Below are 11,763 nucleotides of genomic sequence, written 5' to 3' on the forward strand. Positions count from 1 at the left end.
CCACTGTTAATATACTATTTTTTTTGTTCATCCTCTAAATACGATTTACTGGACTCCAATATATACTCATAAAACTCCCAATCGGAGGGAAAGGACTTTATCAGCGCATAGCTCGGCCGGTAGTCCCGCATAAACCGCCGCAAGTCCGCCGAATCCAGCCCGGTGATCCTTTTGACGATCGCCTTGTTGAAACGGTGGTCGACGTATTTATCCTTTTCTTCGGTGATCATCCATCTTTGAACGCTTTCCCTGCTTCTTTCGACGCTGTGGTCAAAAAGCATGGCCATGTCAAATGTCCCCCCCAGGTTAAGGCCTGCGCCACCGGGCATCGTCCGGATATTGCGCACGTAATGGCCTTGACGCTGGAAATCGAAGATCTCCCGGTTTTCCTCCCGGTTCAATAACGAGTCTGTGTGGTAGCTGTTGGCGGTTATAAAAATGGGCGTGACGGCCGGGCCTTCTGCGTCAATGCTCACGTCGAAATTCATTGGATCCCGGAGGTTTTTTACCGGGAACGGCATCGTCCGCTTTTTTAGGTAGGAAAAGTAGATGGTGTCTCCCTCCGGGACGGTCACCGAATAATGTCCCAGTGAGTCGGAAACGGCGATGGCCCCGTGTATATCGTTGATGGTGACCTCCTGCAACCCGTTGATCACCGTTCTGTCATAGACGGTTCCTTGTACGGTCACCTGCCCCCAAAGCGAATAAGTCCATGTTACAAGGAACAGGGACAAAAGTAGGCCTCTCATATTCTTAAAATTGAACCGGTTCTCCGGTTCGGTAAAAAGCCATCGACGAAAAGGACATACGATCCGATGAAAAACCTTATCCGGCCGATAACCGCGTGGGTCGGCCTTCATCGACGGAATTGGTCATTTGATCGACGATCCAGGTCGTTACGTTGGTTCTATTGGGGCCGCCGGGCCCTTTCGGCTAATTTTGACCCTCCATGGAGATCCGCAACAAGCGCCAATACGTCGTCCTTTTGATACACATCCTGGTATGGAGCTTGCTGGGGTTTGTCCTTCTTTTGTATCCCCCGCACAACTTTGGGGTGAAGCTTCCTCCTGAATTCTGGATCGTTCAAAGCGTACACTTGCTGCTGCTCGTTATCTTTTTCTATTACAATGCGCTGGTCGCTGTTCCCGAATACCTGCTAAGACAAAAGGGGGTTCGTTTTACCGTTTCCGTGACGTTGAATGTCGTTTTTATCGTTGTGGTGAACACCTTCCTGGACCGGACTTTGCACCTTCAAGCGCTGCTCAGCCGGCAACTGGGGATAAAGCTGGTAGACCGGTCCGTGGTCAATATCTATATGCTGACCACCACTTTGCTGGTCTTGGGCATCAGCACGAGCGTGGCGGTCATTCAACAGTGGCAAAAGGAAAACCAGGCGCGCCAGTCCCTGGAGCAGGCGCAAATGAAGTCGGAGATGACGTTGCTAAAAGGTCAGATCAACCCTCATTTCTTCTTCAATACGCTGAATAATATATACTCCCTGACGTTCATTGATATTGTCCAGTCCCGTGAATCCCTGCACAAGCTGTCCAGGATGATGCGCTACCTGCTCTATGAGGCACACGATACCGTTCCGCTGAGCAAGGAGGTCAATTTTGTACGGGACTACGTCGAACTGATGCGGATACGCCTGCAGGAAGGCACCACGGTCGTCGTAGAAGAACCGGGCATCGTCAGCGATGATCCGATTTATCCCATGCTCCTGATCCCTTTTGTAGAAAACGCCTTCAAACATGGGGTGAGTACGATGGTTCCCGGGAGGATACACATCCGGTCGACCCTCATCGACAGGACATTCCGGTTTGAGGTCAGGAACTGCATCGTCAGCAAAAACGGTCTTTCCGCCGACCTGGACGGGGGCATTGGGCTTTCGAACACGAGGCGGAGACTGGAATTATTATATAAAGACCGGTATCGTCTGAACATCGTGGAAGAGCCGGAGACGACCTACACGGTGTGCCTGGAACTCAATTTATGATGGTGAATTGTATCGCAATAGATGACGAGCCCCTGGCCTTGAGTCTTGTCTGTTCCTTTATTGAACAGACCCCTTTTTTAAGGCTCAAGGGCCGTTACGGAAATGCCGCGGCGGCATTGGCGCGGCTGGATGTTATGGATGTGCAACTGGTCTTCCTGGATATTCAAATGCCGGATGTCAGCGGCATGCAGTTGGCCCGTATCTTGGGAAACGGCAGGGGGCCGCGGATCGTTTTCACCACCGCATATAACCACTATGCCATCGAAGGATACAAGGTAGACGCGTTGGATTATTTGCTAAAACCCTTCAACTACGAGGAATTCCTCCGGGCCGCCAGCAAAGCCAGGGCGTATCAGGCCGCCTCCCCCGAACAGGGGTATCTTTTCCTGAAAGTAGAACACCAACTGGTACAGGTGGCCCATGAGGACGTCCTCTATGTCGAAGCCTGCAGGGACTATGTCAAGGTACACATCAGGGGAGAAAGCAAGCCGGTGATGTCGCTCACCACCCTTAAAAGTGTAGAAGAAAAGCTACCGGCCGGTCAATTTATGCGGGTACATAAGTCATTTATTGTATCCCTGGGGAAGATCAACAGCATTTCCAAGTCCGCCGTGCATATCGCCGGCGCGGTCATTGCGATTGGAGATCAATATAAGGAGGGGCTTAAGCAATTCATTGAAAAATGGACGCTTTGATTTTGTATCTTCAAAGAAATGCATACCTTTGCCCTGCAATGAAGCATCAAATGTCATACAGTAGTTCGTATAGCTCCTTCGAAGAAGGAACCAGCCGGGCTATGTAGTGACATCATCATCATAGCATGTAAGACCCGCCAGGTTCCTGACCAGGCGGGTTTTTGTTTTTGGGGGGCCTATTGCCCCCACATGGAGAGTAGGCTCTCCGCCAACAGAGCACTTATGAGACTCAAAGACTTCCCCCTCAAGGAGGGCAACCACTTCGTGGCCATGGAATATTACGCGTTGATATTAAACCGCACGTTCCTTGTCTTACTGACCAAGGACTACCTGGTCGGTATCAAGGTCCATGGATTGATCAGCGCGCCGGGTGGCAGCGATGAGCTGACAAAAGCCATTACCGCTTTGCTGGCGGTTCATGGGAATTTGACAGATCCTTCTTCCTACATAAAAACCAAATACCTGGATGCGATCAAAGAGGTTGATTTGCTGGACGGCAGTATCATAGCGAAAAACAGGAGTAACTTCCTGATTCCACGTGGGGATGTAACCAATGCATGGTACAATCCCCGGCCAAAATGGGGGATGGGGCCTTATCCGCATGACGGGAGGGTATATATTGAGACAGCGGGACGGAAAAAACGCGAGTTCATCATCCTGGGCAATCAGTCGGGTAAACGGATTGCGGAACGGATATACGTGTAAAGACGTATTTTATTTCACCCCCATACACCGTAGGTGGTTTTTGACTAGATTTGGTGGCGCTCGGTAGGTATCCTTATTTCCTAACCTGTTTAACCCTTTCGGATGAAAAAAATCTACCTATTGCTGGGGCTTGGCCTCAGTACCGGGCCGGGCCTTCATGCGCAATGGCAACTCACCGGCAATGCCATCAGTCCCGGCAATTTTATCGGGACAACTAATTTCCAAAACCTTCTCCTGAAAGCCAACAACTTCAATGCGGGTCTGATCGATGTCTCCAACCAGAACACCTTCCTGGGGGAAGAATGCGGCGGATCACCGACAACGGCCGTACAAGGCGTAGCCATGGGTCGGTACGCGTTGTCGGGTAATTCCACGGGCCAGGGAAACGTGGGATTCGGCCGGTATGCGTTGGCCTTTAACACCACCGGGGCCTTCAACACCGCCGTGGGCCTGGAGGCTATGTATGGAGGCCAGGTCTCCAACAACAACGTGGCGGTGGGGCCGCTGGCGCTGTATCACGTAAACAACGGAGGGTATACCAGCCAAGGCATCGATAACTGTGCCATGGGGTCCAATGCCCTGCAGACGCTCACGGACGGCAACTGGAACGACGCGTTCGGGGGGCGTGCGCTCTATACGAACTCGCTGGGTTATGCCAACGAGGCGCTCGGGCACGGCGCGCTCTACCTGTCAACCTCGTCGACAAACATCGCGCTGGGGTTCGTTGCGATGGACTCCAACGCTGGAGGGTCGGATGACATCGTTGTCGGCTGTGAAGCGGGACAGAACAGTCATGGCGGCACGGATAACATCGCCTACGGGTTCGTTGCCATGAGGGCCAGCGCCTCCAATTTCAACATCGGTATTGGAAGCAATGCGTTGTACTATGCCGGCGGTCCGACCAATACGGCGATCGGTGCGTCAGCGTTGCAGAACAACAGCGGGGCGAGCACCTTCTACAATATCGCCATCGGCGAGATCGCCATGTATCAGAACACGACAGGCGGGTCGTGCACAACGTTTGGCCTGGAGGCCCTTGTCAACAACACGTCCGGACTCAACGATATCTCCTTTGGCGCATTTTCCCTGCCCGCAAACACCACGGGGGAACTCGCCGTATCGGTGGGCACCGGCGCCACGGCGACAAGCAGTGGTTTTACAGAAGGCGTATCCCTTGGCTATGACGCCTCTTGTATGGCCAGCTACGAGGTCGTCGTCGGCAATTCGTCGATAACGAGTATCGGTGGCTATGCCAACTGGTCCAATTTTTCCGACGGGCGGTACAAGAAGAATGTCAAGGAGAATGTCCCGGGCCTGGCCTTTATCAGGCAATTGCGCCCGGTGACCTATAACCTGGATCTGACCGGGCTTGGCCGGGTGCTGACGTCGACGGTAGCACAGCCCACCGTCCTGTCGCCTGCGCGCCAGTTCGTGCCGGAGCCGGCGCCGGATCCCGCCCCCGTTGCCCTGAAGGAAAAGATCCGGTACACCGGGTTCGTTGCCCAAGAGGTGGATACGGCAGCCAAATCCCTTAGCTATAGTTTCGACGGGGTGGCGCACATGGGGACCACGCCTAGTCTGTACGGCCTGAATTACGGCGAGTTTGTAGTCCCGGTAACCGCCTCGGTCCAGGAGCTTAGCCGGATACACGATAGCCTTACACAGGTGTTGAGCGACCTCCAGGACGAGTTGTACAATGCCCACCTGCAATTGAACCGGCTTGCACAGATGGCCGCCATGGGATCGAAAGAACCCAGGAGCGACGCCAAGCCGGCAGACAGCGCCATGCTCACCGGCCGCGAAAAAAAGGGCCGCATCCAATAACGATCAACCGAATTTTATATGAAAAAGCTATACATCTTTGTTGCCTATCTCCTGTGTTATGCCTCCGTACAAGCCCAGTGGTCCCTGACCGGGAACGCGATCAGCTCCGGGAATTTCCTGGGCACGACCAACGGCCAAAGCCTCGTTTTCGAGGCCGAGGGTATCGTCTCCGGGGAAATCGACGTTTCCTGGGACAATACGTTCTGGGGGCTGGGTTCCGGTGGAACCCTTGGTTCCGGGTCGATACAGAACTCGGCTTTCGGGTACTACGCCCTGACGCATAATGTCGGGGGACAGGGGAACACCGCCATCGGGTACTACTCCATGGCCCAGAACAGCAGCGGGAACTATAATGTGGGCGTGGGCCTGGAATCCCTGTACGACAACACCACGGGGATAGGCAATTGCGCGGTCGGCCCGCTCGCGTTGTACTACAATACCACGGCCAGTGAAAACTCGGCCTTCGGGTCCAACGCGCTCCAGGACAATACGACCGGTCAGTATAACAGCGGATTCGGAGCCCTCACCCTCTATAACAACTCTACCGGCTCGGAAAATACGGCCATGGGGTACCAGGCACTGTATAGCAATACGGCGAGCTTTAATACCGCCATCGGCTATCAGTCCATGATGAACAATACAACCGGCTATGGTAACGTAGCGACCGGTTATCAGTCCATGCTGGCCAATACGACCGGAAACAACAACGTGGCCATCGGGAACAACGCGCTGGCCCAAAATACGACGGGGATAGAAAACGTTGCCATAGGCTATTCTGCGGCCTACGGCAACCAGGGCGGCGGGAATACGGCGATCGGCTATAGCGCACTCGCAGGGACCAATACAGCCAATGGCAATACCGCCGTGGGAGACCAGGCGATGACCTCCAATTCCTCCGGCTCTGGCAACGCCGCGTTAGGCTATGAGGCCATGTACGACAACTCCACGGGCAGCAACAATACGGCCCTGGGATACCAGGCCCTGTATTATAATTCAACCGGGAGCGGCAACACGGCGATCGGGGACCAGGCAGGTCCCGGTTCCGGTGCCAACCTTTCCAATACCATCGCCATCGGGAACATGGCAACCCCCACTGCCAGCAACGAAGCCATATTTGGCAATACAGCCACCACCACTATCGGCGGCTATGCCAACTGGACCAACTTCTCGGACGGCCGGTATAAAAAGAACATCCAGGAAGATGTACCGGGCCTGGAATTCATCAACCTTCTCCGCCCCGTCACCTATACCCTGGACGTCAACGGGATCAACAGTGTGCTTTATCCCAGCGGGGTCGATAACCGGATGCAGCAGGCAATGACCCAGAAAGCACAGGTCGTCTACTCGGGTTTCATCGCCCAGGAAGTGAGCGCTGCCGCACAAAAGGTCAACTATGACTTTAGCGGAGTGGTCAAACCCCAAGGCGGCAAAGACTTTTACGGTTTGCGCTATGACGACTTCGTACCGCCCCTGGTCAAATCGGTTCAACAGTTGAGCAAGGAGAACGACACCTTATCCAACGCCATCAGCAGCCTCCAAACCGAGGTCACCGCCATCCAGGCGCAGATCAATGAGCTGAAGGGGAACAACACGCTTACCTTGACGGGTGACCGCCCCATCCTGAAGCAGAATGCGCCCAATCCTTTCATCACCACCACGACGATCCCCTATCACATCCCCGAAAAGTCCAACATCGTCCAGTTAAGCATCACCGATGCCAACGGCAACGTGCTGAAAACCGTACGGATCCAAAGCAAAGGGGATGGGCAGGAAATAATACCGGCGGCCGGTCTCGCCCCCGGGACTTATTTCTATACCCTAACCATCGATGGGAAGATCGTAGGCACAAAAAAGATGGTATTGCTGGCAAACTAGGTACAGACTTGGATATATCAATACGCCCCACACCATGTGTGGGGCTTTTTCTTACTCCGCGCGCAGATTCCGCTTATTTGCGTACCTTATAACCATGTTTGCTCATCTCTCGAAATCACAAACCTCCCGCACCTCTTCCCGCGCCGCCGCGCACCGTCAGAATACTATGGCAGGCCCCGCTGCCGATCTTGGGAAATCTGTTATACAGCGGATTGCTTTTAAAAACAACGACGGTTCCCAAACGATTGACGTCACCGAGAACGAGATCGTGGAATATCTCTACAAATGGATCATCAAAAAAATGAAAGACGATGAGCTGACCACTCCTCCGCTATCCACCGATCTGCATCAAAAGCACCTCAACTGGAATGAGGTGTACCCCCAGGGGGGACAGGTCCGCCAGGTGAACAATGCGTTTGACGCCTACAATGTGTTAAAGGAAGCCAAGATGAGCCCTGGTTATACTTTTGCTTTGGATCATGGCACCCCGCGCACGCAGAGCCAGTTCGCGTCGAGCACCCTTAGGAACACGGATCGAACGGACAGGGGCGCCATCGATGGTATGGTATATCCTTCGGGCAACCTGGGTAAAGACGTCAAAGGGGAAGGCGTCGCCTATAAGGAACTGTCCATGTCCTTTTCATCGCTGGCGGACAAACATGGTGGCGATACGGAAGTGGCAAAAGCGCATCTTTCGCTGATGAAGGGCAACACGCCGGACGGTTATAGCGCCGATGAACTTAGCAAAATGCGTTATCACCTGGAAGTACTTCTGTTGGCCGAAGGTCGAAGAAGCGCGGGGATGTTTATGTTCGCGCCCATCGGGCTGCAGAACATTGCAGATGGAAAGGTAACGGCTCCGGAAGCTTTCGGAAAGGTGGAAAAGAAAAAAGTAGCAAAGAAAAAGAAAAAAGAGGACGACGACGATGATACGGAAATAGAGGAAGGGAAAGAAAAAAATGTGGTGACGGAAGAAGGGAATTTCCCTTCGGCCTGGGAAAAAAGCAAGAAGCCGCTGGAGGAAATCGAGAAGCACTTTGCAATGGGTCGAAGCATTACTACGCTTACAAAAACGGACCAAAGAAACGCTTTAGGCAAGATGCGGTTGCATGTAAATCAATTCTTTAGTACAACCGACCATACCGATTTTACGAATGTTGACATTAGCGGCACCCCGGGGGCTGCATTTACGGATAAAGAGGGGGCCCTTTTGGCCATTGCCCATCTGATACGAGACACCTACTTTCCGACGATCCCGGCGTTTTACAGCGACCCGGCAAACGATACGGTAAAGCGAAAAGAGAACAGGGAAGCCCAGACGCACCTCCTCGGTCAGCACCAAATCCAACATGAGGTACACGGACTGACGGCTGATCTGCTGGACGCGGAGCAGAAGGAAGAATTTAAAGGGCAGCTTCGCGAGGCCAAAGACGATGCGCTTAAGCTTACGGATAAAGATCCACAAAAGCGTTTACTTTTTAAACAAAAGAAAAATATCCTGAGCAAGCTCAAGACAAAGGACATGGAGAAATTTTCGGACGACGACTCGGCCGATGAACACATGACAGAACTGCAAGAGGTGGTGGAAGAACGGAATAAGGGCAAAAGGGCTTCCGGCAAAGAAAAGAAGAAAATTAAAGTAAAAAGAGACCTAAAGCGCCGATTCAAGGAAACGGTAGACCGTGATGACGACCTAAGCGGCGAAGAATCGGCCAGCGAAGTCGAGAAGGGAGTAAACCGGGTCTTTGAAGAGCATAGGGAAACAAAAAAGCGGAAATCGGATCCATTCCAAAAGGGGGAGGAACTTGCAAACGCCGGATCGGCAGATATTTCAGGCCTGGTGGGCTTTGTCGGCCAGGAACACCTTGTACAGGCAGGTTTCCAAAGCCGCGTGCGGGCATTGCAACACCAAGGGTACATCGCCGGTCTCAAAGGTGATGCCGGTTCGGGGCTCGGGGATCACCCGCATGCCATGGCAGCCTTTGAGCAAGGCCTTGCCATCCGTAATAACGTCAAACAAATGGCGATCGAAGATAAGGGAAAAGGTACGCCAAGGTATGATCTGAATATCGCAGAACTGGTGGATCCCTCTGTTGCGAACGACTTTGGCGTTTACCAAAGCCTGACGACACTATACTGGAAGACATTTTACGAGCATACGGTAAATTTATAGGAATCTTTAACAGGAGGACTCCTGCTACAGGTTAAACGGATAAACGCCACAGGCGTCTATATCCCCAAACCGTATATTTCACTATTTATCTACGACTATGAAGAAGCATTTACTCGTTGCACTCCTGTGCTCCGCAGGCATGTTCCGTGCCTCTGCCCAAACACAAAAAGGGACCCTGTTCGTGGGTGCCTCCGTCGGTACCACGACTTATTCCCAGTCAACCAATGACTACAGCTACCCGGATGGGGGGACGAAGGACGCGGTTACGCACGCGTACAGCCTGAGCATGACGCCCCAGGTCGGTGTGTTTGTCACCAACCACCTGGTCCTGGCCGGTAACCTCGGGGTGAGCTACACGCACAACCGGACCACCGCGAACAATACGGAGACCAGCCCCTCTTCGTCAATCACCACCACGAACAGCACGACGGTGGACCTGGGCCCCATGCTTCGCTATTATTTCTATGAGAGCAGGCCCCTGCGCACGATGCTTTACCTGCAGGCACAGGGCACCGTAGGGATCGGTGCAGGGAATACCACCGGGTCCGGCGGTTCCCCCACCAGCACCTATACGTCCAGCGGGACGACCAGCGGCATCGTAACCTGGACCGGGGGCGGGTACCTCGGGGTCACGCACTGGATCCGTCCCGATATCGGCATCGATTTCGGTCTGGGATACCTGCACAGCTATGAGCACAGCGACGTCACCAACAGCACGGTGACGACAAATTCCACCACCGGAGGCCAGACGACCAAGCCCAACAATTATACCCTGGGCACCAATACGGATGGGTTCACCGCTCTGGTAGCGTTTCACTGGTATCTGCGGCCTCACGGGAAGGCATAACTATTTTTTCACCGCGATAACAACCCCCGTCGCCCACAACTGATTTGTCAGCAAAAGGTCCTCCCTTGCTTCTAAAAAGGCCACCAGACCGGTGGCCTTTTCTTCATGCCCCTCCGGCCAGTTGGGCTGTGGCAGCATATCGTCGATGATATAGAATCCACCTTTGTTAAGCATCGCCAGCGCCTTGTCTAAAAGGAGGTATTTCCCGTGCCAGGTGTCGGCAAAAATATAATCGAACCTTTGGTGCGCGTTTTCTTCGATCCACGCGCCGCCGTCGGTCAACACAAGCTGCAAACGGGGGTCCGACCCCAGCGCTTCCCGGGCGATGTCCAGAAAAACGGCGTCGTTGTCGATGGAGATCAGTGTGGATGGCGGGTCCATGCCATCCAGGATCCACGAGGTCGAAAGCCCGGTGCCGGTGCCAAGTTCAAGAAACTTGCCCGAGGGCTTGGATACGGCAAGGGTCCGGAGTAATGAACACGTCAGGGCGTCAGAGGCCATGGTGAACCCGGATTCCAGGGTCTTGTCAAGAATGCGTTGATACGCGGAGGGGAAGGGTTGCATTTGGATTCAATATACGATCTGTCCTGTATCCATATCGATAAAACAAGTCTTCCCCTTCATCCCCGCCAGTTTTTTTTCCCGGTATGTTTGCAACCCCCTTTCCGCAGTGGAGGGCAGCGCAGGCTTCGAGGGCATTGGGGCCATGTCCACAGGGTCGGGGTACTGTGGATCCAACGCCTGGAAAGCATCAAAAGGAGGCAACGGCTCCGGTAAGAGGGCCGACAGGGAAGAGGGAACATAAAAAGAGAAGGTTCCATTTGTTTTGACCAGAGGAAGAAGATATTGGTCGAAAAGATTGTAATACAGCAGACCGTTATAACAAACCGCGTAGATTCCTTTAAAATGACGCTCCGCCACAGGCATGGGGTAGCCAAAGAAATAGCTGCTGTCAGGGGTCATCGTCAAAGGGTAGTCGCCGGTGTCCAGCAAATTGCTCCGGAAATTACTCCAGGTCTGGTAGACGCCGGCGGACGGGAAACCGGTTGCAGCCATCACGGGGTAGCGCAACCAACTACGGGTGATCGGCGCATAAACCGTACTTCGCGCGTAATAGTATCGCGGCATTCCGGCCAGGCCGTCGCCGGCGATCCGCTGGAGGAGGGCATTCAGCGCTCTTTCCGAGGCCCTGGTGACAAGGATTTTGTACCCGCTTCGGCCATCGGCCAGGAAATGGCTGTCGATGGAGGCCACTTTTCTAAACCCGGAGTCGCCTGAGGGCAGGAATGCATCGGCTATGAGGTCGATTTCAAAAGGTGCATTGACTATGGCAAACCGGTTTATAGAAACATAAAGTGTTCCTTCCCTGTGAGGAACGGCTGCGGCTGCGCTGTCCATGTACGCTTCAACGACCCGCGGGAGCGGTTGGTCAAACTTGAATATGTATTGATCCACGAAGCCGAAGGTACCGGGGTGCGCCGTGTCGAATCGCTTGTCGATGACGACCACCTTGTCGAAGGGCAAAGCGGAAACACCTTTTAATTTGGGGGGCGGGGTCAGATGAATGACGACGGGCACTTTTTGCGCGGCGCTAAAGCCAGCCGGTCCGGCAAGCAAAAGAAAGAAAAGAAGGGGTTTCATGTGGCCG

General features: G+C 53.6%; 10 protein-coding genes. 7 read left to right on the plus strand and 3 right to left on the minus strand.

All coding sequences use genetic code 11. The annotated features are described in order from the left end of the window. Positions 1-14: 14 nt before the first annotated feature. Complete coding sequence (locus EDB95_RS24850; protein WP_133998966.1) at positions 15-749, minus strand: hypothetical protein; 735 nt, start codon at positions 747-749, stop codon at positions 15-17. Positions 750-949: 200 nt separating this feature from the next. Between EDB95_RS24850 and EDB95_RS24855 the strand changes: the two genes are divergently transcribed. The 7 genes from EDB95_RS24855 (at position 950) to EDB95_RS24885 (ending at position 10,115) form a co-directional block, all read left to right on the plus strand. After that, the gene (locus tag EDB95_RS24855; protein WP_133998969.1) at positions 950-1,996 is read left to right on the plus strand and encodes a sensor histidine kinase; all 1,047 of its coding nucleotides are present in this window, start codon (positions 950-952) and stop codon (positions 1,994-1,996) included. Further along, a complete protein-coding gene (locus EDB95_RS24860; protein WP_133998970.1) occupies positions 1,993-2,691 on the plus strand; it encodes a LytR/AlgR family response regulator transcription factor in 699 nt (232 codons plus the stop codon). Before EDB95_RS24855 ends, EDB95_RS24860 begins: the two co-directional genes overlap by 4 nt. A gap of 222 nt (positions 2,692-2,913) precedes the next feature. Further along, on the plus strand, positions 2,914-3,396 hold the full coding sequence (locus tag EDB95_RS24865) for a hypothetical protein (RefSeq protein ID WP_133998973.1): 483 nt from the start codon (positions 2,914-2,916) through the stop codon (positions 3,394-3,396). Between the two features lie 102 nt (positions 3,397-3,498). Beyond that, complete coding sequence (locus EDB95_RS24870) at positions 3,499-5,220, plus strand: tail fiber domain-containing protein (protein WP_133998976.1); 1,722 nt, start codon at positions 3,499-3,501, stop codon at positions 5,218-5,220. Between the two features lie 18 nt (positions 5,221-5,238). Then, positions 5,239-7,095: a T9SS type A sorting domain-containing protein gene (locus tag EDB95_RS24875; protein WP_133998979.1), complete on the plus strand. Its 1,857-nt coding sequence runs from the start codon at positions 5,239-5,241 to the stop codon at positions 7,093-7,095. A 94-nt stretch (positions 7,096-7,189) separates the two neighbouring features. Continuing rightward, positions 7,190-9,268, plus strand: a complete 2,079-nt coding sequence (locus EDB95_RS24880; RefSeq protein ID WP_133998982.1) for a hypothetical protein — start codon at positions 7,190-7,192, stop codon at positions 9,266-9,268. A gap of 97 nt (positions 9,269-9,365) precedes the next feature. Beyond that, positions 9,366-10,115, plus strand: a complete 750-nt coding sequence (locus EDB95_RS24885; RefSeq protein WP_133998985.1) for an outer membrane beta-barrel protein — start codon at positions 9,366-9,368, stop codon at positions 10,113-10,115. On the opposite strand, the gene EDB95_RS24890 is transcribed toward EDB95_RS24885, so the two are convergent. Together EDB95_RS24890 and EDB95_RS24895 are read right to left on the minus strand one after the other, a co-directional pair. Beyond that, positions 10,116-10,679 (minus strand): O-methyltransferase, encoded by a 564-nt coding sequence (locus EDB95_RS24890; RefSeq protein WP_133998988.1) that lies wholly within the window; start codon positions 10,677-10,679, stop codon positions 10,116-10,118. Positions 10,680-10,685: 6 nt separating this feature from the next. After that, complete coding sequence (locus EDB95_RS24895; protein WP_133998991.1) at positions 10,686-11,756, minus strand: hypothetical protein; 1,071 nt, start codon at positions 11,754-11,756, stop codon at positions 10,686-10,688. Between the last annotated feature and the right edge of the window lie 7 nt (positions 11,757-11,763).

This window comes from Dinghuibacter silviterrae (genome assembly GCF_004366355.1).
Lineage (GTDB): Bacteria > Bacteroidota > Bacteroidia > Chitinophagales > Chitinophagaceae > Dinghuibacter > Dinghuibacter silviterrae.

Bases quoted from the DNA above. Each gene is read 5' to 3' on its own strand.
- EDB95_RS24870 (WP_133998976.1), top strand. From the start codon at position 3,499: ATGAAAAAAATCTACCTATTGCTGGGGCTTGGCCTCAGTACCGGGCCG.
- EDB95_RS24890 (WP_133998988.1), bottom strand. From the start codon at position 10,679: ATGCAACCCTTCCCCTCCGCGTATCAACGCATTCTTGACAAGACCCTG.
- EDB95_RS24850 (WP_133998966.1), bottom strand. From the start codon at position 749: ATGAGAGGCCTACTTTTGTCCCTGTTCCTTGTAACATGGACTTATTCG.
- EDB95_RS24875 (WP_133998979.1), top strand. From the start codon at position 5,239: ATGAAAAAGCTATACATCTTTGTTGCCTATCTCCTGTGTTATGCCTCC.
- EDB95_RS24895 (WP_133998991.1), bottom strand. From the start codon at position 11,756: ATGAAACCCCTTCTTTTCTTTCTTTTGCTTGCCGGACCGGCTGGCTTT.
- EDB95_RS24860 (WP_133998970.1), top strand. From the start codon at position 1,993: ATGATGGTGAATTGTATCGCAATAGATGACGAGCCCCTGGCCTTGAGT.
- EDB95_RS24865 (WP_133998973.1), top strand. From the start codon at position 2,914: ATGAGACTCAAAGACTTCCCCCTCAAGGAGGGCAACCACTTCGTGGCC.
- EDB95_RS24880 (WP_133998982.1), top strand. From the start codon at position 7,190: ATGTTTGCTCATCTCTCGAAATCACAAACCTCCCGCACCTCTTCCCGC.
- EDB95_RS24885 (WP_133998985.1), top strand. From the start codon at position 9,366: ATGAAGAAGCATTTACTCGTTGCACTCCTGTGCTCCGCAGGCATGTTC.
- EDB95_RS24855 (WP_133998969.1), top strand. From the start codon at position 950: ATGGAGATCCGCAACAAGCGCCAATACGTCGTCCTTTTGATACACATC.